Genomic DNA, 18,431 nt, shown 5'->3' with positions numbered 1-18,431 from the left:
GGCGCAGCGACTACGGGGTCGAGGCTTCCAATTCGGGATGGGCAATGGGCAGTTCAATGCAGAAGCGCGCACCTTCCTCGGTGTTGACCACGCTCAAGCGCCCACCCATGTTTTCGATGATGCCGTAGCTCACCGACAACCCCAGCCCGGTACCCACTCCCACCGGTTTGGTGGTGAAGAACGGCTCGAAGATTTTCTCCAGCAACCTGGGAGGAATGCCGCCGCCGTTGTCCTGCACATACAAGCGAACCTTCTCGTCATCCGATTCGCCCGTGGTCTCGATCCACGGTTCCAGCTCACGATTGCCTTCACGCTTGGACAACAGCGCATCCCGGGCATTGACCATCAGGTTGATCAGCACCTGCTCAAGCTGGTCCACATGCCCGCGCACCTGCACATCCAGGGTCATTGCCGGCACGCGCAATTCCACGCCCTTGCCTTTCATGCCCTCGGACAACAGTGACAAGGTGCCCTCCACCGCCACCTTGGGGTTGAACAATTGCATCTCGATTTCCGAGCGGCGGCCGAACACCCGCATGTGGTCCACCACCCGCGCGGCACGCTGCACTTGGGCGTCGATGCGGTTGAGCTTGTCCTGCAAATAGTCGATCTGCACGTCGCCGTTGCCCAGGCGCTTGAGCACGTTGACGATGGCCATGCGCATCACGTTCAGCGGCTGGTTGATCTCGTGGGCAAGGCCGGTGGCCATTTCGCCCAGGGTGGCCATTTTCGCGCTTTGGGTCAGCTGTTGCTGGGTGCGCCGCACTTCGGTGTTGTCGCGGCCCACGGCCTGGATCTCGATAAGCTGGCCGCGCTCGTCAAACACGCCGCGGTCCGACCACACCCACCAGGCATGCTCGCGCCCGGGCAGTTGCAGATTGATTTCGGCAGCGCTGACCGGCTGTTGCGGAGTAAGTGTGGCCAGGCGCAGCAGGAATGCCTCCCGCTGCTCGCCAGACAGCCAGTTACCAAGGTTGATACCCGGCAGTTGCTCGGTGGTGCACTCCAGGTAGCGGGCCAGCGGCTGATTGCCAAAGGTCAGGGTCAAGTCGGGGCGGTAGCGGCAGATCATGGCGGGCGAGTCTTCCACCAGGATGCGATAGCGCTCTTCGCTCTGGCGCACCAGCTCCGAGGCGGCGGTGGCTTCGGTCACGTCCAGCCACAGGCCCACGGCTTCCACCGGCATGCCCAGGTCATCACGCAGCAGGCGCGCCTCGTCCAGCAGCCAGTGGTAATTGCCCTGCTTGTCACGCAGGCGGTAGCGGCTGCGCACCGCGCCTTCGCGCAGCAACTGGCGGGTGCGCTGGAAGTAGCCGTCGCGGTCGTCGGGGTGCACCCATTGGGCCAGCTCGCCGTCCTGGCAGTCTTCCAGGGTCCAGCCCAGCAGGGGTCGCAGGCTGTCGCTGAAGAATGACGGTTGCAGCGCGCCTTCGGCGTAGCGCTGCACGTAGATCACCGCTGGCGAGCTGGCAATCACGTTGTCCAGGCGCTTGTGGGCGGCGGCGGCCTGTTGTTGCTGGTTCTTGATGTCGCTGATGTCGAGCATCATGCCCACCACGCGGCGGATGCGGTCGCCGTCCAGCACCTTGCCCTGAATGCGGTACCACACCGGCGTGTCGAGGTTATGCAGGCGCACGCTGAGCATCAATTCGTGACCGCGCTGCACGTCCCGCAGGCGGCTTTGCAATTCGACACGGTCGGCGGGGTGAATCAAGGCCAGCCAATCCTGCAGCGCTAATTGCTGCTCGGTGCCCAGCGCCTCGGCCAGGCCCGGTGCCAGTTGCAGGCTGTCACGCTCGGGAAAGAACTCCCACCAGCCGGTGCCCATCAACCCTTGCAGGGTTTCCAGGCGTTCAAGCTGATGGCGATGGTCACGCTCGGCCAGCCGCGCCAACACAGGGCCCATCAGCGCGGCGAACAGGGAGGTGCCCTGCTCGCGCAGCGCCGGCGGCACGCCACCGGGCGGCAGCGCGCATAACAGCCAGGCGGCCACCCCCTGGTTTTCGCGGTAGGGCACCAGGCAGCCAACCGCAGGGGCCAGCAGGTCGGTGTCGAGCAACCCGTGGCTGTCCAGGCCGGCCAGGTTGCGGTTCACACGGGTTTCGCCCGGCCATAGCGTCAGGTCGCCGGGGCGCAGCCAATCGGCGAACACCCGCCATTGGCCCCCTTCCACATCGCGCAGCAGCATGGCCACACCGGGCAACTGGCATTGGCTGGCGATGCCATGCAGTTGCTCGGCCACCACCTCGTCCAGGCGTTGCAGGCTGGTCAGGCGCAAGCGCTCGGCCATGTCGGCCAGCAGCCGCTGGAACTGGCTGCGGTCGTGCTGTTGGCCACGCTCCACCAGCAGGTCGCCCACGTCGAATACTTGAAGCACCCAGCCCTCGGCCTGGTGCTGCGCCCAGCCACGGGTGTGCACAGTGCCATCGATGCCGACGAAGTCCAAGTCCAGGGTCTGCCCCTGCCAATCGGCCGGTTCGCCTTCCACCACCACCCGGCTGTTGGGCGTCAGGTAGCCCGCCAGGCGGCGATCAGCGGTGGCCGGGGTTGCCAACTGATGGCGTAATGGGCCGCTGAGCCGCAGCACCTGGCCGGTGGGGTCGAGTAACAGTTGCAGGCCGCTGCTCACTTGCGGCGCCACTTCCAGGGCCACCGGCAGCGGATTGGCTGGTTGTGAGCGCCAGCGGCCGAACAGCTTTTCGCCGGCGCTCAAAGTAGCAGGCTCGACGAGACGGTGAGGTTGGCCGGCAAATTGGGTACCTGGCCGACACCCGGCAATACCAGAAACGGCAGGACATTGTTGATGTTGCTGGTGGGGTAAGTGATCGTGACGGTCAGTTGCTTACCGGCACCGAGATAGTCAGCCGTGATGTAGGCGGAAGAAAAATTGAGCGAGGTCGGCAACCAGGCCAGCGCCTTGCTTGCCGCCCCGATGGCAGTTGATTTCACCAGGGCTGTGTAGCCAGTGCCCGACGTCGTGGGGTCCACGGCCACCGCCTGACGCACCCCTTCGGCACTGGCTTCATTGAACGACTGCACCATCAGCAGCGGCAGGCTGTAGGCAACCACCCCATAGAACACTGCGAAAAAGATGATGAACACCAGCGCGAACTCTATCGCCGCTGCACCTTTTTGCTTATGGGGGAGGCCTGCTTGCATGATCGCGTCTACCCTGACAGTACACCTGTGTTAGAGCATAGAATCATTCGACGAAAAGGGACGTTTTTTACCGGATGCCAAGCCTAGTACTCCTGATCTGGTTCACCCTATGCGCCGAACAGGACATCCGCCAGCGGCAGATTGCCAACGGACTGACTTTGGGCGGAGCCCTGTTTGCGCTGTTTTTCCTGTTTTACAGTGGCCATACGTGGCTGGGCGGCAGCGTTGAGGAAGCTGGCCTGGCACTGGCCATCGCCATGGTATTGACACTGCCCGGCTACGTGACCGGGCGACTGGGGGGCGGTGACGTCAAGTTGTTGTGGGCGCTTGCCCTGGCCACCGACCGCATGCACGTGCTGGGCACCTTCATCGGTGCAGGCGTTAGCATGATCGCCTGGATGCTGCTGGGCCCCCGGGTCTGGAAGCAACTGAGCCCCAAGCTGCGCAAGCGCCTGCAAAACCTGCAACCCGACCCTGCCGTGAAACCACCGTTCGTGCCGTTCCTGCTGGCGGGCTTTCTGGCATCGCTAGTTTGGATCCATTGATCAGACAGATCACTCCCTCTATGTACTTAGTTACAAAGTACAGCTACCTTCAATCAAATGCGCAGATGGCCATCATGTGCCATCTGCCGCTCAGGGACACGACCGATCCATCAGGTTGCCAGCAGGGAGTTGCGCGTGAACAAGCCCGTCTCATCGGTCAAAGTGCTGGTCGTCGACGATCAGCCGGCGATTGTCGAAGAACTCTGTGAGTTCCTGCAAGGCAATGGCTTCGGCTGCGTGCCGGCGTTCACCAGCCGACAGGCGCTGGAACAGTTCAAACAGGACCTGGACATCGGTTTGGTGCTGTGCGATTTGCACATGCCCGGCCTGGACGGTATCGAACTGGTTCAGGAACTCAAGCGCGTGGCCGGCAAGCACCGTCCGTTCGAACCGATCATGATGACCGGCCGCGCCGACAAGCAGGACGTGATCAAGGCCCTGCGCGAAGGCTTTGTAGACTACTACCAGAAGCCGGTGGACCTGACCGAGCTGCTCGAAGGCCTTCAGCGCCACGAGGCCACCTTGCTCGAACGCTTGAAAACCCACGACCCGCTGGGCCATTTGAACGAGAAGCTGCAGTACCTGGCCGACTCCATCGACAACCTGTACCACGACCTCGATCTGGTGCGCCGCCCCGCCCGCGAGCCTGCCCAGCCAGCCCCTGCGGCCGAGAGCGACAGCCAGACCCTGCCCGCCGCCTTCAACAACCTGTCACCGCGGCAGATGGCCGTGGCGCAACTGGTGGGCAAGGGCCAGACCAACTACCAGATCGCCTGCGAACTGGGCATTACCGAAAACACCGTGAAGTTGTATGTGAGCCAGGTGCTGCGCCTTACCCACATGCACAACCGTACCCAACTGGCCCTGGCCCTGGCACCCAACCAGGGTGGCCAGCGCCAGCGAGCCAGCGCCCAATAGGGCTTATTTGCTGATTTGCCCGGAGTCGTCGTCCTTGTACCACTGGGGAATCTTCAGCTTGTAGCTGTCCAGCCAACGCTGCATCGCCGCCTCGTGCTCCACCGCCGTGGTCGCCTGCGAGTTGCGCGATGCCGCCTGGCCGCTGCTCTGCAATTGCAGCCACTGCTCGGTGCCCTTCTGCGGCGCCGACGAAGGCCCCGGGTCGATGGCCCAGGCCGGGCTTGCGCCCAGCGCCAGCAATAACGTCCATGCCTTGATGTGCATACTGCCTCCTGCCTATTTCACCGGCATTGCCGGCGTGTCGATGGTGGCCACCACCTTGCCGCCGTTCTTGAGTTTGTCGGCACGCGCCTGTGCATCGCTGACCTGCTCGGGGGTCAGGTTGGCGCGAGTGACCAGGTCGGCTGCCTGCTTCCAGTTGTCCTGGTAGATCAGCAGGGTGACCATGTTCGCCGCCGCCAGGTTGTCGGACTGCTTGAGCTCCATGGCGGTGAGGAATTCGAAGCGGGCATCGTCCATGCGCAGCTGATTGAGATAAACCACGCCCAGGTCGTTGCGGATCTTGTCGTCGGTGGGCGCCAGCCGCGCGGCGCGCTGCAAATGGCTCATGGCCAGGCCGTTGTCGCCCCGCGCAGCCGCCAGCTGGCCCAGGCCATGTTCGCCTTCGGCGGCCATGCAGGTGCCCAGCAGGCCGCGGTACAGCGGCTCGGCTTCGTTACGCCCCAGTTGGCGCAGCACCCGCGCCTTGCGCAGGCGCACTTGCACCAGATTGTCCGGCAAGCCTTCCAGGTTGGCCAGGCTGGCGTGCAGGCGGCCGTCGTTGGCCATGTCATCGGCCAGGCTCAGGGACAGTTCCTGTTCCGGCGTGGGTTTGGGGCACTGGCCGGGCGCGGGGTTCAGCGCCTGCCAGTCGAGACGGCCATCGGCGGCGCAACCGCTGAGGGCCAGCAGCAGGGTTGCCAGAAGCAGTGTTTTCATCCGTGAGGCTCCGATAACGGGGTCATTTGCCAAAGGCCCGCGAGATTGCCATCAGCCCGGGACCGGCGAGTACGATCAACAATGCCGGGAACAGGAATACCATCATCACCGCGGACATTTTCCCCGACAGCTTGGAAATGTATTCCTGCAAGGTGGTCAGGCGACGGTCATCCAGCAGTTGTTTCAGCGACAGCAGCGACTTCATGGCACCGCCGCCCTGGTTGATCAATTGGCGTAGGATCACGCAGGTGTCGGTGAACTCGTCGACGGCCAGCAAGCGCGAGGCGTAGTCGAGCTGCTCGCCCAGTTCGAGCCCCGAGTCGACGCGGCCAAGCACGGTGCGCAGTTCAGCCGTGAGCACCGGCAACAGGCTCTGGGATTGGGTAGTCAGCACCCGTAGCGCCTGTTCCACCGCCAAGCCGGACTCGAAAAGAATGCGCAGCAGCGGGATAAAGGTCGACACCTCTCGCGCCACTTGCTGCTTGCGCCGCTCGGCAGCCCAGGCCAGTACCCGCTTGGGCAGGATGTAGCCCAGCCCCATGGCGCACAAAGGCGCGACCACTTCATGCTGCAGCGGCAGAAAAAACATTGTCTGAAGGCTCCACGCCAGCACCAGCACCACCAGCGGAGTGCCCACTTGCCACGCGGCAAACTGCGAGCGCTGACTGGCCTTGCGCCAGCCGATACGGTCCAGCAGCGCCTGGGTCTCGCTGTCCAGGCTGACCGCACGCTGGCCAAGGCGGCTATCGCCTACGCGCTGCCACCAACCGCCGATTCGCGGGTCGACATCGGCTTCGCCGCGCAGACGCCGGTCTACCAGGCGCCCGCGACGACGCTGCACCAGGTACTGGTTGCCTAACATGCCAGCGGCCAGCAGTAACAGCAGTGCACTGAGCAACATGGCCATCAGATACTCCTCAACATGCGCCACAGCGCCAGGCAACCGCAAGCCTGCAAGACAATGGCGGCAATCAGCAGGTGCTGCCCGCTGGGGTCATGCCACATCTTGGTCAGGTAGTTGGGGTTGGTGATCAAAAAATACCCGGCCAGCGCCGCCGGCAGGCCGGCCAGTACCATGGCGGTCATGCGCGTCTCCCCGGTCATGGCCGCCAGCTGCCGCGCGCCCTGCTCGCGCTCGCGGATCAGCTTGATCAGGTTTTCCAGCAGTTCGCTGGCATTGCCGCCAAAGCGCTGGTTGATGCGCAGCCCCAGGGCAAACAGGCGAAATTCGTCACGTTCGTACAGTTCGGCGAAGTCCTCCACCGCCTGGTCCAGGCTGACGCCCAAGCGTACATTGCGTTCAACCCTGGCCATGGCTTCACGCAGGGGGTCATTGCTGGCTTGCATGGCTCCCAACACCGCGTCGGCCAGGGTGCGTCCGGACTTCAGGCTGCGCACGGTGTAGTCCAGCAATGACGGCAGTTGCGCAATCATGCGCTGCACGCGCCGCCGGTAGCGCCAGCTGACGTAAAAGCGCAGCGCCAGCGGCGGTACCACCAGCATCAGCAGAACGCCAAACCAGTCGCCGGCAAACGCACCGACCACGGCCAGCACCGCCCATATCGCGATGAATATACCGATGTGGTCATTGGGCCGCCCCAGCCCGGCACGCAGAAATCGCCGTTCCAGCCAGCGCATCAACGGTTTATCACTGGCCACCGTTGCCTGGCCCTGGCCCAGGCGTTCAAGCACGCGCTTGTCGCCGGTACGCCGCAACCCGGTGAAGAAAAAGCGCACCGACAGCCCCAGCATGCCAAGGCTGAGCAGGCCCATCACAATTGCCCCGACCATGCTGCGCCCCTGCTCAATACACGTGGCTGTGAATGTCGCGGCGCAGTTTCTCGCCCGCCGGGTTGACGGCTTCGCGCACGAAGCCATAGCCGGTCTGACGGTCCAGGCGGAATAAGGTGTTGGTCACGTACACGTCCTCACGCACGCCCACCACCTCTACCACTTCGCTGACACAGCGGCGGCCGTCGGGGCGGCGGGTGAGCTGGATCACCACGTCCAACGCTGCGCAGATCATTTGCCGCAGGGTTTTCTCGGCCACGGTACGGCCGGTCAGGCCCACCAGAGTTTCGAGGCGCAACAGGGCGTCCTGGGCGTTGTTGGCGTGCACGGTGCTCATGGAGCCGTCGTGGCCGGTGTTCATGGCAGTCAGCACATCCACCACTTCCACACCGCGAATCTCGCCCAGGATGATGCGGTCGGGGCGCATCCGCAGGGCGTTGCGAATCAGGTCGGCGGCCTTCACTTCGCCATGGCCTTCGGCGTTGGGCGGGCGGGTTTCCAGGCGTACCACGTGGGGGTGGTCCAGTTGCAATTCGGCCACGTCTTCGATGGTAACCAGGCGCTCTTGGGGGCTGATCAACTGGCTGAGAATATTCAGCAACGTGGTCTTGCCGGTGCCGGTACCACCGCTGACCAGGATGTTGCAGCGCTTGCCCACTGCTTCCTGGATGAAGTCGTAGATGGCCTGGTCGATGGTCTGGGTGGCCATCAGGTCGGCGCTTTTGAGCATGTCCTTGCGAAATTTACGAATCGACAGGCACGGCCCGTCCAGCGCGATGGGCGGGATGATGGCGTTGACCCGACTGCCGTCGGGCAGGCGCGCATCCACCATCGGCGACGACTCGTCCAGCCGCCGGCCCAAAGGCGCGAGGATGCGTTGCATGACCCGCTCCACGTGGTGCGCATCGATAAAACGCAAGTCGGTGTGGTGCAGCACGCCCTGACGCTCGACGAACACCCGGTGTGGGCCGTTGACCAGGATCTCTGTCACGCTGGGGTCGCGCAGCAACACTTCCAGCGGGCCGAAGCCGGTGAGTTCGTCCACCAATTCTTCGGCCAGACGCTCCATTTCGTAGCGCGATACCGCCAGGTGGCGGCGGGCAATGTAGTCGCCCACCTTGTCCATGACGAACTGCGCCAGCGAGGCGCGCGAGCCTTCCAGCAAGTTCTTGCCGGACTCTTCGATGGCATCGATTATGAAGCGGTGCAGCACCAGTTTCAGGCCTTGGGGATCACCACTGGCGCCCTGGCCGCGCGGGCCGCCGAACAGTTTCTCGCTCATTCCTTGCTCCATAGCCGGTTGAACCAGCCGGGGCCCGGCGGCTTGACGCTTTCAGAGCGCTTGGCCAGCCGTTCGCCCAGGGCCTTGAGGCCGTTGGTCAGGGTTTCCCGAGGCGCAAGCTCGAACAGGCTGATGCCCTGGTTCTTGGCATTCATGCGGATCTCGGGGCTGAACGGCAGCACCGACAGCACCGGCAGCCCGTAGCTTTTGCCCAGGGCGTCGGAGTCCGGCGCCACCGAGCGCAGGTAGCGGTCCACCAGCAGCCGCGCGTGCTGCAGTTTCATGCCTTTTTCCCGCCACAGGTTCAGCACCGCCAGGTTGCGCCGGCACTCCACCACGCTCTGGTCGGTGTACCACAGCAGCTTGTCGCAGTGGCTGACGAACGTACGCAGGGCCTCGCTGTCGGGCTGGCCCATGAGGTTCACGACGATGTGCTGGAAGTGTTGGCGCAAGGCGCTGAGCAGCATGTACAACTCGGCGGCGCTGGTGTTTCCCAGGGCGTCGTCTTTTTCGCCGTAGGCCAGGATGCTCATGCCCGACGGCGAGCGCGGGAAGGCGCTGTCGATCATGGTGGCGTCCAGGCGCCGCAGGTTGCGCAGCGCATCACCGAAGTGAAAGGTGGCCTCCAGGTTGAGCATCGCCAGGCTGGCGCCATGGGGCAAGCCCAGGTCCAGCAGCAGGGTGTGCTGTTTGCTGCGGTGCACCACCAGCCCCAGATGTGCCGCCAGCAAGGCACCATCGCCGTCCGACTGCGCCCCGTACAGCACGGTCAGGCCACCCAGGTTGGGGTTGCTGGCCACCGGCGGCAGGCGTTTGCTCAAGCGCCGCACCAGGCCGGCCACCTCGCTGGACCGCGAACCATAGGCGACGAAGTCGCGGGCACCGGCGCGCATGGCATTGAGCACCAGCTGGTTGTCCATGCCGTCGCCCAAGGCCACCACCGCCAGCATCGGCTTGGCCTCCAGGGCGCCCTCGATCAGCGCACACTGGTTGCCCACCTGGTCGCGGTCCAGGCCAATGAACACCAGGCTGGCGAAGGTCACGTCAACCAGCGCCAGCAATTCATCCAGGCTGCCGCTGGCAGCGCCCACTACCTGCCCGAGGGGCGCCAGCGCGCCCTGCAACCATTCCAGGTCGCCGTCGTTGCGGGTGATGGCGAGAAAGGTCTGGCTCAGGCTCTGGCTCATTTGGACAGCCCACTCATGCGGTCGAAATTGCCATTTTCGAGGAAGTACATCCTGTACCAGTTGGGATCGTAATTGCGCAGGTTTTCACCCGGCAGGTTCGGCAGGCGCGCATCGGCGGCCAGCGGTTTGACCAGGTGCGGGGTAACCACCATGAGCAATTCCTTCTCTTCGCGGCTCACTGAGGAGCTGCGGAAAAACGCCCCGAGAATCGGGATATCGCCCAGGCCGGGAAACTTGCTGACGTCGGAGATCGTCTTGTTGCTGATCAGGCCGCTGATGACGAAGCTCTCGCCATCGGCCAGGGACACGCTGGTGTCGGTGCGCCGCACGTTGAGCGCCGGCACCGTGGTACCGGCAATGGTGATGCCGCCGCTGTAGTCCAGTTCGCTGACCTCGGGGGCCACCTTGAGGGAAATGCGATCGCCGCTGACCACCGTGGGCGTCAGCGTCAGGCGAATACCGAACTGCTTGTACTCGATGGAAATGTTGTCGCTGCCACTGCTGGGCACCGGAATCGGCACCTCGCCACCGGCGAGGAAACTGGCGCTCTGGCCGCTCAACGCCACCAGGCTGGGGCGCGCCAGGGTGTAGGCGAAGCCGCTGCTTTCCAGCGCATTGATCAGGCCCAGTACCTTGCCGCCGCCAAAGGCGATGTTGAAGGTGCTGCTGCCCAAGGTTGCGGCAGCGGCGGCGGAACCGATACCGCCGGGCCCTACGGTGCCGCTGACGGTATTGGGCGAACCGAAGAGGAAATTGCCGTTCCTGCCGATGATCGAGGTGCTGGCTTCCTTGAGCTTGGTGCGGCTGACCTCGACGAAGCGGATGTCGGTCTGCACCTGGCTGGGCAGGTCCGGGTCGGTCGAGGGCGGCCCGCCGTGGGCATCAAGCCCAGCCGTGGCAGCGCCGCGCACAAAGACCATGCTCTGGCGCGGCGACGTGGAACACGCAGTCCACACCATCAGGCTGGTGGTGCCCTGGGCCACGCCGGTCAGCAGGAAGCCGCTGTCACCCGTGGGGTGCACGTCGGCGATTTTCGGGTCGCCGATGGCCACGCGGGTAATGGCCACCGGGCTGTGCAGTTCGTTCTGCAGGCCTTGGGTGACTTCAAAAACGCCAGGCAACGCGCTCAATTGCGCACAGCCGGCCGACGCCGCCTGCACGGCCGGCGCACATACCCCCGCCAGCAGCACGCTGTAGATCAATCGCTGGAAAACCGGCACGGTACGACAGCTCATTCAAGGCATCCTTGCTGTATTCAGGGCGTTTGCGCGTTGGCTTGGTTGTTAACCTGGTTGCCGCGGATCACTTCCATGCCGCGCCGTGCCGGGGCGGCACCCGGTTCGGCATGCTGCGGGGCACCGTTGCTCATGGCCAGTTGGTTGAACTGCAACAACTGGCGATTGGTATTTTCCACCGCCTGCCCGGCGCCCTCCTGCCCGGCCCAATAATGCGCCAGGCGATTTTCCTCGGCGCTGCGCACGGCCAGGCGCAGGGTGCCGGACGTGGCTGCCAGCATCAGCCGGCTGACCAGGCCCTGAGGCACGGCCAACACCACGGTACGGGCGGAACGGCGATTCTTGTCATCGACACTGCCCGGCACCGCCGGATGGCCGTCGTTGGCCAGGCCTACCTGATCGCCAATGCTCAGCACTCGCACGGCCGGCACCACCACCTGGGCGGAAGCCAGCGGATTGCTCTGGTCCTGACGCAAGTACAGCATCACATCCACGTAGTCGCCCGGGGTGAATTGACCGGCGGCACCGATCACCTCATCCACCGCCACGGCCAAGGCCCGTTCGTCAGGGTGGATCATGCGCGCCAAGGGGCCGCCGATGCTGAAGGCGTCCTCGCTCAACCAAGTGCCCGCCGGCAGCGCACGCCAGGTGCTGCGGCCCAGGGCCTTGTCGGCTGTTGAGAAACTGCCAGGCGGCGCGATGCGCACCTTTTCCAGGGTCAGGTCGGAGGCCACCAGCGCAGTGTTGGGGCTGATGTCGTGGGCCAGCACCACCACGGTCTGCATCAGGTCAGGCACGGGGGCGGCGGCGGTTTTCTGTTCCACGGGTGCTGCTGGCTCTACAACCACGGGCACCGGAGCCGGGGCTGCGGGCTTGCTCAGGACTATGCCCCAATACCCGGCTACCAAGGCCCCGAGCAGAAACAGGCCCGCCAGGATCATGGTCAATCGACTGCTCATCGGGGCGCCTCCCTATGCCTTGTTTACCGTCAGCTATCCGAAGCCTGGCCATGTGCAGGTGTTAAGTGCGTGAAACTATTTTGCTATTTCAAGGTAGTAGAGCTAGGACGAAACGCCATTACTGGCCTGAACAAAATGCGCGCAAACGATGGCGGGTTGAAAAAACAACGACTTGTTGACGCGCGCAGGCTGACTATCACTTTAGTGATAATGCTTTCTTACAGTTGTGGGGCGTCAGGTTGTTGTCGATGCTGAGGTAGAAGGGAACTACGTCGCAAATTCTGGGGTAGCAGCGCTTACCCTGCGCTTAAGGAGAGGTTCGCATGTCCCTTATCAAGTTCTTCGTTCTGGCACAACTCAAGGTCGAGCAGTTCATAAAAGAGACCGAGGGTGCATCGGGTATCGAATACGCGATCATCGCCGCGATGGTGGCCGTGATCATCATTGGATTCAGCAGTTCGATCCAGAACGGGATATCCGCGATCTTTACCAAAATTCAGGCTGCACTGCCGGCAGCCAGTTCCTGATGCTCTACACTGATTTTTACCCAGCGGATTGAGCGGCCGTTATTCCATGATTTTACCCGGTATCAGGTATTTCCTATGAGCCCTTCTCCTCCCCCACGCCAACAACTGCTTCTGGTGGACGACGAAGAGGATGCACTCCTGGAGCTCGCCGAGCTGCTGGAGGGCGAGGGCTTCTCATGCTTCACGGCCACCTCAGTCAAGCTCGCTCTGCACCACCTTACCCGCCACCCCGACATCGCCCTTGTCATCACCGACCTGCGCATGCCGGAGGAAAGCGGCATGTCGCTGATCAAGCGCCTGCGCGAACACACCTCGCGCCAGCACTTGCCGGTGATCGTCACCTCGGGCCACGCCGACATGGAGGACGTCAGCGACATGCTGCGCCTGCAGGTGCTGGACCTGTTCCGCAAGCCCATCTACCACGTGCGGCTGCTGGAAACCCTGAACAACCTGTTCCCCGAACCGAAAATCCACCTGGTCGGTCATTGAGGGTACGTGGGAGCGGGCTCTGCCCGCGAAGGCCACACCGAGAGGTCCCTGACGCGTCGCATTGGCCCTTTCGCGGGCAGAGCTCGCTCCCACATAAAGACAGTTGTTCCCACAAAATCATCTCCAATCAAATCCCCGTGATACACATTGCGCCAGCAGGTACGATGTAGCAGGGAACTCGGCGCCAATGGCCGTGCCCAAGGCTCAGCCGGCACATGGCCGGTATTCGATCGGGAAGCACACATGCACGCAGATGGTTTTTTCGAATGGCTCGGCCAGGCGCTAGGGGCGATCATTCGGTTTGTGGTGGACAGCCTCAGCTGGCTGTTCAACCTGCTGGCCCACGCCGGTGGCAATTTCGTCGATGGGCTGTCCCGTACGTTGGGGATGAATGCGTCACTGATCAGCATCATCGCCTTGGTCATCGGCCTGATGTTTCTGTATTCGGCGCTGCGCGCGTTCATGCGCGCTTCGATTTTCCTGGGCGTGATCTGGCTGATACTGGGCCTGTGGCTGCTCAGCTGGATCATTCACTGACGGCAATCAGGTAGCATGGCGGGCTCGCAAGGAGCCTGCATGAGCACACTGCTGAACGACTGGCGCGACCGCCCCACCCATCGTCGGGTATGGGCACTGGCCGCGCCGATGATACTTTCCAATATTTCCGTGCCGCTGGTGGCGCTGGTGGACAGCACCGTTATCGGCCACCTGCCCCATGCCCACCAGTTGGGCGCCGTGGCGGTGGGCGCCAGCCTGTATGGGTTTCTGGCCTGGGCCATGGGTTTCCTGCGCATGGGCGCCACGGGCTTTGCCGCCCAGGCGGCCGGGCGCAACGACGGCGCCGGGTTGCGCCAGGTGCTGGCCCAGGGCTTGATCCTGGCCATGCTGTTCTCGCTGTTGCTGTGGGCCATTGCCCTGCCCTTCAGCCACTTGGCCCTGAGCCTGATGCAACCCTCGGCGGCCCTGGAACAAAGCACCCGGGATTTCTTCCAGGTACGCCTGTTGGGGCTGCCCGGGGCGCTGGCCAGCTATGCGCTGGTGGGCTGGTTCCTGGGCACCCAGAACGCCCGCGCGCCGCTGGTGATACTGCTGGTGACCAACATCACCAACATCATCCTCAACCTGTGGTTCGTGATTGGCCTGAATGGCGGCGTGATCGGCTCGGCCTGGGCTTCGGTGCTGTCGGAGTGGCTGTCGGTGCTGATCGGCCTGGCCCTGACCCGCCCTTCCTTGCGGGCCTACCCAGGCCACGTGGCCTGGGCGGCGTTGAAGGTGTGGCAAAACTGGAAGCCGATGCTGGTGGTGAACCGCGACATCTTCCTGCGCAGCCTGGCCCTGCAACTGGTGTTCTTCCTGATCACCGTGCAGGGCGCGCGGCTGGGCGATGCCACGGTGGCGGCCAACGCGCTGTTGCTCAACGGCCTGATGGTGACCGCCTATGCCCTGGACGGCTTGGCACATGCCGTGGAGGCCCTGTGTGGGCATGCCATTGGTGCCGGCAAGCGTGACGAGTTACGCCGTTCCATGACGGTGGCCTGTGGCTGGTCATTGTTGGCCAGCGTGGCCTTTGCGTTGCTATTTCTGTTTGCCGGGCACCTGTTCATTGCCGCCCAGACCAACATCCCCAGCGTACGTGCAACGGCCGATCAGTACCTGCCGTATCTGGCGGTGTTGCCGCTGATTGCGGTGTGGAGCTACCTGCTGGACGGGCTGTTCATCGGCGCCACGCGGGCGCGGGAAATGCGCAATGCGATGTTGCTGAGCGTGGTATTGATGGTGCCGGTGGGGGTATTGACCATGGCGCTGGGCAACCATGGGCTGTGGATAAGTTTTCTGCTGTTCATGGCACTGCGGGCGGTGACGCTGGGTGTGGTGGGCTGGCGCCTGCAAAAGCGCGATGGGTGGTTTAACACCACCTCGTAGGCAATGGTCTCGATGTGGGAGTGGGCTCTGCCCACGAAGAATGCATCGCGGTGTCCAAGGCAATCCGCAGTGCGAATTTCGCGGGCAGAGCCCGCTCCCGCAGGTGGGCAGGGAGTTTCAGGGTTGGCTGACAAAACCGACGATATCGGGCAGCACTGGCGCCATCCAGCGCAAGGGCTTTGCCAGGCTACCCACCAAGGTAACGTGGTTGATGCGGTCGTAGTAGAAGTCCTGCACCGGCACGCCCAGCTCGCGCAAGCGCAACGCCAAGTGCCGGGTGTTGCGGGTGGGGTTGACGAGGCTGTCGCTGTTGGCCGCGATCAGCAGCGCGGGCGGAGCCCCGGCGCTCAGGTGGTTGATGGGTTGCGAGTCGGGTGGTTCATGGGGCGAGAAGAACACCGGCTTGGCCTCGGGGTTTTCGATGGGCAGGAAGTCATACGGCCCGGCCAGCCCTATCCAGCCATGCAGAATGGCCGGGGTAAGGCCTTCGGTCGCCAGCCAGCGCGGGTCCAGCGCCATCATCGCCGCGTTGTAGGCCCCCGAACTGTGCCCCATCACGAACAGCCGCTTGAGGTTGCCGCCATAAGGCTCGATATGCCGGTAGGTCCAGGCCAGCGCCGAAGCGTTGTCCTTGAGGAAATCCGGGTAGCGCACCTGTGGATAAAGTCGGTAGTCGGCCACCACCGCCAGAATGCCCCGCGAGGCCAGCGCCTCGCCGACAAAGCGGTATTGCTGGCGCGAGCCACTGTTCCAGGTGCCCCCATAGAAAAAAACCACCACCGGATGATCCGGCAGTGGTTTCAAGGGCTGGTAGATATCCAGCTGCTGGCGCGGGTCGTTGCCGTAGGCCACCCCCGCGGTCAGCCGGTAGCTGTCGGTGGGCGTGAGGCGATCGACCACCTTGAGGGGCGAGCAGGCCGCAAGCGCGGCCAGCACTACCCCACCCAGGACTGCCAGCAGTCCCTTCATCTAGATCACGACGACAGGTACGAGGAACGGGTCAGGCCCAGGCGCAGCGCGTCCAGGTACTGAGTACGTTCACGCGGGCTGATCTTGGCGCTGGCCACTTTGTCACGGTAGTGGTTCATCAGCTCTTCGGGCGACAAGTGCACATAGCGCAGCATGTCCTCGATGGTGTCATGGGTTTCAATGCCGGCGCTGTAGCAGCTGCCGTCGGCGTTCTGGTAGATGTTCACCGAGTCGGTGTCACCGAACAGGTTGTGCATGTCACCCAGGATTTCCTGGTAGGCGCCCACCAGGAAGATACCCAGCAAATAGTCCTCGCCTTCATTCACCGAGTGCACGGGCAAGCTGGTCTCGATGCTCTGCTCGTCCACGTACTGCTTGATCTTGCCGTCGCTGTCGCAGGTCAGGTCTTGCAGCACCGCGCGGCGCATGGGTTCTTCGTCCAGGCGATGCAGCGGCAGGATCGGCAGTACCTGGCCGATGGCCCAGGTGTCGGGCAGGCTCTGGAACACCGAGAAGTTGCAGATGTACTTGTCGGCCAACTTGTCGTTCAGTTCGTCCAGTACCATGCGGTGCGAACGCTGACGCGCCTTCAGCGAGTTGTGCAGGCGACGGCACACGGCAAAGTAGCACTGCTCAGCCAGGGCCTTCTGGGCCAGGGTGATTTTGCCGTCGGCGTACTGGGTGGCCACATCGCTCATGTAGTGAGTGGCGCGCCAGTAGGTCTCGGTGACCATCTCGATGTCGGTCGGGCCCAGCAGGTCCACCAGCCACTGAACGGTTTCAGGCAGGTTTTCCTTGTCCTGGATCTCCGGCACTTCGTCGTTGTGCTTCTCGACGTCCGTCACCTGCACCACCAGCATGGCGTGGTGGGCGGTCAGCGAGCGACCGCTCTCGGAGAAAATGTGCGGGTGCGGCAGCCCCTGGGCGTCACAGAACTCCTTGAGCATGCCCACTACTACACCGGCGTAGTCATCCATGTCGTAGTTGATGGAGCTGGCGTTGCGCGAGTGGGTACCGTCGTAGTCCACGCCCAGGCCGCCGCCCACGTCGATGTGATCCACCGGCAGGCCCAGTGCGCGCAGCTCGCCGTAATAGCGGATGGCTTCCTTGAAGCCGTGCTGGTAGTCGGCCAGGTTGGCGATCTGCGAGCCCATGTGGAAGTGCAGCAGGCGAATGCCGTCGTCCAGGCCGGCGGCGCGGAAGCGCTCCACCACCGAGATCAACTGGGCAGCCGACAGGCCGAACTTGGATTTCTCGCCCCCCGTGTCGGCCCATTTGCTGGACGCCAGGGACGACAGGCGCACGCGCAGGCCTACCTGCGGCGTGACCTTGAGCTCGGCGGCCTCTTCGATCACCAGCGCCACTTCCGACTCTTTCTCGATGACGATGAAGACGTTGTGGCCCAGCTTCTGGCCCATCAGCGCCAGGCGGATGAACTCGCGGTCCTTGTAGCCGTTGCAGACGATGGTGCCGCCTTTCGGCGCCAGGGCCAGCACGGCCAGCAGCTCGGGCTTGGAGCCGGCTTCAAGGCCGATGGAGACGTCCTGGGTGGCGATGATGTTTTCCACCACCGCTTCCTGCTGGTTCACTTTGATGGGGTACAGCGCGGTGTACTTGCTCTGGTATTCCAGGCGCTCGATGTTGGCATCGAAAGCACCGGTCAGCTGGCGCACGCGGTCTTGCAGGATGTCCGGGAAGCGGACCAGCAAAGGCAGCGACAGGCCGCTTTTGCGCAGTTCATCCACCTGTTCGAACAAGTCGATAGGCGCGCTTTTCGGCCCATTGGGACGCACTTCCACGCGCCCGGCCTCGTTGATCGCGAAATAACCGGCCCCCCAATGGCGAATGCCATAAACGCTGCGGCTGTCCGCAACTGTCCATTGGCTGCCATCGTCTTTGCGTGTGCGTCGTACGGACATTGAAGTCCCCTATAAAAAGTCAGAATCCACCGGTCATTCGGCCGGTGCAGTGTAATAAGCGAAGATGACGGTTACCTGCCAGTGCAGGGTAGACCCTACTGGCACCATCAAGTTTAGAAATGGCTAGGCGTGGAGCTGTTCAGCCGCCGGACTTCCTGGCCTTGAAACCCTGTTTGACCAGTTCGGCAAGCAGCAGCTCGACGTGGTCGCCCTGGATTTCAATGACACCGTCCTTCAGCGCACCGCCCGTACCGCAGCGGCGCTTAAGGGTGGTGGCCAGTTCCTTGAGGTCGTCTGGCGCCAGCGGGACGCCGGTGATGGTGGTCACCGTCTTGCCGCCCCGGCCCTTGCTTTCACGACGCACACGGGCAATGCCGTCACCTTCGGGGATGACGTTCTGCTTGCAGGTGCAGGCATCTACGGGTTGACGACAGTCCGGGCAATGCCGACCTGCATCGGTGGAGAACACCAGGCCGCCGAGTGCGGCGAATGATGCGGCTTTTTTGGCCACTGGCAATCCTCTTGTGAGGACGAAAAAACTGGCCGGCGC

The 18,431-nt window shown here is 63.5% G+C and carries 19 protein-coding genes; 6 read left to right on the top strand and 13 right to left on the bottom strand.

Annotated features, from left to right (window positions below; genetic code table 11):
* Nucleotides 1-10: 10 nt before the first annotated feature.
* Nucleotides 11-2,713, bottom strand: coding sequence for a PAS domain-containing sensor histidine kinase (locus PMM47T1_RS11455; RefSeq protein ID WP_008368764.1), 2,703 nt, complete (start codon nt 2,711-2,713; stop codon nt 11-13).
* Nucleotides 2,710-3,159, bottom strand: coding sequence for a TadE/TadG family type IV pilus assembly protein (locus tag PMM47T1_RS11450; RefSeq protein ID WP_043300928.1), 450 nt, complete (start codon nt 3,157-3,159; stop codon nt 2,710-2,712). Before PMM47T1_RS11450 ends, PMM47T1_RS11455 begins: the two co-directional genes overlap by 4 nt.
* A gap of 74 nt (nt 3,160-3,233) precedes the next feature.
* On the opposite strand from PMM47T1_RS11450, the gene PMM47T1_RS11445 reads away from it, so the two are divergent.
* Together PMM47T1_RS11445 and PMM47T1_RS11440 are read left to right on the top strand one after the other, a co-directional pair.
* Nucleotides 3,234-3,704, top strand: coding sequence for a prepilin peptidase (locus tag PMM47T1_RS11445; RefSeq protein WP_008368760.1), 471 nt, complete (start codon nt 3,234-3,236; stop codon nt 3,702-3,704).
* Nucleotides 3,705-3,839: 135 nt separating this feature from the next.
* On the top strand, nt 3,840-4,622 hold the full coding sequence (locus tag PMM47T1_RS11440; RefSeq protein ID WP_008368758.1) for a response regulator transcription factor: 783 nt from the start codon (nt 3,840-3,842) through the stop codon (nt 4,620-4,622).
* A 3-nt stretch (nt 4,623-4,625) separates the two neighbouring features.
* Here the strand turns inward: PMM47T1_RS11440 and PMM47T1_RS11435 are convergent, their stop codons facing one another.
* Genes PMM47T1_RS11435 through cpaB form a run of 8 tightly spaced genes read right to left on the bottom strand, consistent with a single transcriptional unit; the run spans nt 4,626 to nt 12,054 of the window.
* The gene (locus PMM47T1_RS11435) at nt 4,626-4,886 is read right to left on the bottom strand and encodes a DUF3613 domain-containing protein (RefSeq protein ID WP_008368756.1); all 261 of its coding nucleotides are present in this window, start codon (nt 4,884-4,886) and stop codon (nt 4,626-4,628) included.
* 12 nt (nt 4,887-4,898) lie between these two features.
* A complete protein-coding gene (locus tag PMM47T1_RS11430) occupies nt 4,899-5,600 on the bottom strand; it encodes a tetratricopeptide repeat protein (RefSeq protein WP_008368754.1) in 702 nt (233 codons plus the stop codon).
* Between the two features lie 22 nt (nt 5,601-5,622).
* Nucleotides 5,623-6,507 carry a type II secretion system F family protein gene (locus PMM47T1_RS11425; protein ID WP_008368752.1) on the bottom strand — a complete coding sequence of 295 codons (885 nt, stop codon included), beginning with the start codon at nt 6,505-6,507 and terminating at the stop codon, nt 5,623-5,625.
* Nucleotides 6,507-7,391 carry a type II secretion system F family protein gene (locus PMM47T1_RS11420; protein ID WP_008368750.1) on the bottom strand — a complete coding sequence of 295 codons (885 nt, stop codon included), beginning with the start codon at nt 7,389-7,391 and terminating at the stop codon, nt 6,507-6,509. The genes PMM47T1_RS11425 and PMM47T1_RS11420 overlap by 1 nt, the downstream gene beginning before the upstream one ends.
* A 13-nt stretch (nt 7,392-7,404) precedes the next feature.
* Entirely contained in the window at nt 7,405-8,673 is a 1,269-nt protein-coding gene (locus tag PMM47T1_RS11415) for a CpaF family protein (protein ID WP_008368749.1), read from the bottom strand.
* On the bottom strand, nt 8,670-9,860 hold the full coding sequence (locus PMM47T1_RS11410) for an AAA family ATPase (protein ID WP_008368747.1): 1,191 nt from the start codon (nt 9,858-9,860) through the stop codon (nt 8,670-8,672). The genes PMM47T1_RS11415 and PMM47T1_RS11410 overlap by 4 nt, the downstream gene beginning before the upstream one ends.
* On the bottom strand, nt 9,857-11,095 hold the full coding sequence (locus PMM47T1_RS11405; protein ID WP_008368745.1) for a type II and III secretion system protein family protein: 1,239 nt from the start codon (nt 11,093-11,095) through the stop codon (nt 9,857-9,859). The genes PMM47T1_RS11410 and PMM47T1_RS11405 overlap by 4 nt, the downstream gene beginning before the upstream one ends.
* A gap of 20 nt (nt 11,096-11,115) precedes the next feature.
* Nucleotides 11,116-12,054: a Flp pilus assembly protein CpaB gene (cpaB, locus tag PMM47T1_RS11400; RefSeq protein ID WP_008368742.1), complete on the bottom strand. Its 939-nt coding sequence runs from the start codon at nt 12,052-12,054 to the stop codon at nt 11,116-11,118.
* A gap of 323 nt (nt 12,055-12,377) precedes the next feature.
* Between cpaB and PMM47T1_RS11395 the strand changes: the two genes are divergently transcribed.
* From PMM47T1_RS11395 to PMM47T1_RS11380, 4 genes are all read left to right on the top strand, one after another.
* Nucleotides 12,378-12,581: a Flp family type IVb pilin gene (locus PMM47T1_RS11395; RefSeq protein ID WP_008368740.1), complete on the top strand. Its 204-nt coding sequence runs from the start codon at nt 12,378-12,380 to the stop codon at nt 12,579-12,581.
* A gap of 75 nt (nt 12,582-12,656) precedes the next feature.
* Nucleotides 12,657-13,070, top strand: a complete 414-nt coding sequence (locus tag PMM47T1_RS11390; protein WP_043300927.1) for a response regulator — start codon at nt 12,657-12,659, stop codon at nt 13,068-13,070.
* Nucleotides 13,071-13,313: 243 nt separating this feature from the next.
* Nucleotides 13,314-13,607 (top strand): hypothetical protein, encoded by a 294-nt coding sequence (locus PMM47T1_RS11385; RefSeq protein ID WP_008368734.1) that lies wholly within the window; start codon nt 13,314-13,316, stop codon nt 13,605-13,607.
* 39 nt (nt 13,608-13,646) lie between these two features.
* Nucleotides 13,647-14,993 carry an MATE family efflux transporter gene (locus PMM47T1_RS11380; RefSeq protein WP_008368732.1) on the top strand — a complete coding sequence of 449 codons (1,347 nt, stop codon included), beginning with the start codon at nt 13,647-13,649 and terminating at the stop codon, nt 14,991-14,993.
* A 117-nt stretch (nt 14,994-15,110) separates the two neighbouring features.
* Here PMM47T1_RS11380 and PMM47T1_RS11375 read toward each other — a convergent pair whose 3' ends face one another.
* From PMM47T1_RS11375 to PMM47T1_RS11365, 3 genes are all read right to left on the bottom strand, one after another.
* On the bottom strand, nt 15,111-15,962 hold the full coding sequence (locus PMM47T1_RS11375; RefSeq protein WP_008368731.1) for an alpha/beta hydrolase: 852 nt from the start codon (nt 15,960-15,962) through the stop codon (nt 15,111-15,113).
* Nucleotides 15,963-15,967: 5 nt separating this feature from the next.
* Nucleotides 15,968-17,881 carry an arginine decarboxylase gene (gene speA, locus PMM47T1_RS11370; RefSeq protein ID WP_008368729.1) on the bottom strand — a complete coding sequence of 638 codons (1,914 nt, stop codon included), beginning with the start codon at nt 17,879-17,881 and terminating at the stop codon, nt 15,968-15,970.
* A 139-nt stretch (nt 17,882-18,020) separates the two neighbouring features.
* On the bottom strand, nt 18,021-18,392 hold the full coding sequence (locus PMM47T1_RS11365) for a translation initiation factor Sui1 (RefSeq protein ID WP_008368727.1): 372 nt from the start codon (nt 18,390-18,392) through the stop codon (nt 18,021-18,023).
* Nucleotides 18,393-18,431 lie beyond the last annotated feature (39 nt).

The sequence above is a fragment of the Pseudomonas sp. M47T1 genome (assembly GCF_000263855.1).
Taxonomy (GTDB): domain Bacteria; phylum Pseudomonadota; class Gammaproteobacteria; order Pseudomonadales; family Pseudomonadaceae; genus Aquipseudomonas.
Note: the sequence above shows the minus strand (reverse complement) of the source record. Positions and strands in the feature narration are given on the sequence as shown.

What these genes read in the sequence shown, in the direction of transcription:
- PMM47T1_RS11450 (WP_043300928.1), bottom strand. Translation starts at nt 3,159, where the DNA reads ATGCAAGCAGGCCTCCCCCATAAGCAAAAAGGTGCAGCGGCGATAGAG.
- PMM47T1_RS11445 (WP_008368760.1), top strand. Translation starts at nt 3,234, where the DNA reads ATGCCAAGCCTAGTACTCCTGATCTGGTTCACCCTATGCGCCGAACAG.
- PMM47T1_RS11435 (WP_008368756.1), bottom strand. Translation starts at nt 4,886, where the DNA reads ATGCACATCAAGGCATGGACGTTATTGCTGGCGCTGGGCGCAAGCCCG.
- PMM47T1_RS11430 (WP_008368754.1), bottom strand. Translation starts at nt 5,600, where the DNA reads ATGAAAACACTGCTTCTGGCAACCCTGCTGCTGGCCCTCAGCGGTTGC.
- PMM47T1_RS11425 (WP_008368752.1), bottom strand. Translation starts at nt 6,507, where the DNA reads ATGGCCATGTTGCTCAGTGCACTGCTGTTACTGCTGGCCGCTGGCATG.
- PMM47T1_RS11420 (WP_008368750.1), bottom strand. Translation starts at nt 7,391, where the DNA reads ATGGTCGGGGCAATTGTGATGGGCCTGCTCAGCCTTGGCATGCTGGGG.
- PMM47T1_RS11415 (WP_008368749.1), bottom strand. Translation starts at nt 8,673, where the DNA reads ATGAGCGAGAAACTGTTCGGCGGCCCGCGCGGCCAGGGCGCCAGTGGT.
- PMM47T1_RS11410 (WP_008368747.1), bottom strand. Translation starts at nt 9,860, where the DNA reads ATGAGCCAGAGCCTGAGCCAGACCTTTCTCGCCATCACCCGCAACGAC.
- PMM47T1_RS11405 (WP_008368745.1), bottom strand. Translation starts at nt 11,095, where the DNA reads ATGAGCTGTCGTACCGTGCCGGTTTTCCAGCGATTGATCTACAGCGTG.
- cpaB (WP_008368742.1), bottom strand. Translation starts at nt 12,054, where the DNA reads ATGAGCAGTCGATTGACCATGATCCTGGCGGGCCTGTTTCTGCTCGGG.
- PMM47T1_RS11395 (WP_008368740.1), top strand. Translation starts at nt 12,378, where the DNA reads ATGTCCCTTATCAAGTTCTTCGTTCTGGCACAACTCAAGGTCGAGCAG.
- PMM47T1_RS11390 (WP_043300927.1), top strand. Translation starts at nt 12,657, where the DNA reads ATGAGCCCTTCTCCTCCCCCACGCCAACAACTGCTTCTGGTGGACGAC.
- PMM47T1_RS11385 (WP_008368734.1), top strand. Translation starts at nt 13,314, where the DNA reads ATGCACGCAGATGGTTTTTTCGAATGGCTCGGCCAGGCGCTAGGGGCG.
- PMM47T1_RS11380 (WP_008368732.1), top strand. Translation starts at nt 13,647, where the DNA reads ATGAGCACACTGCTGAACGACTGGCGCGACCGCCCCACCCATCGTCGG.
- PMM47T1_RS11375 (WP_008368731.1), bottom strand. Translation starts at nt 15,962, where the DNA reads ATGAAGGGACTGCTGGCAGTCCTGGGTGGGGTAGTGCTGGCCGCGCTT.
- speA (WP_008368729.1), bottom strand. Translation starts at nt 17,881, where the DNA reads ATGTCCGTACGACGCACACGCAAAGACGATGGCAGCCAATGGACAGTT.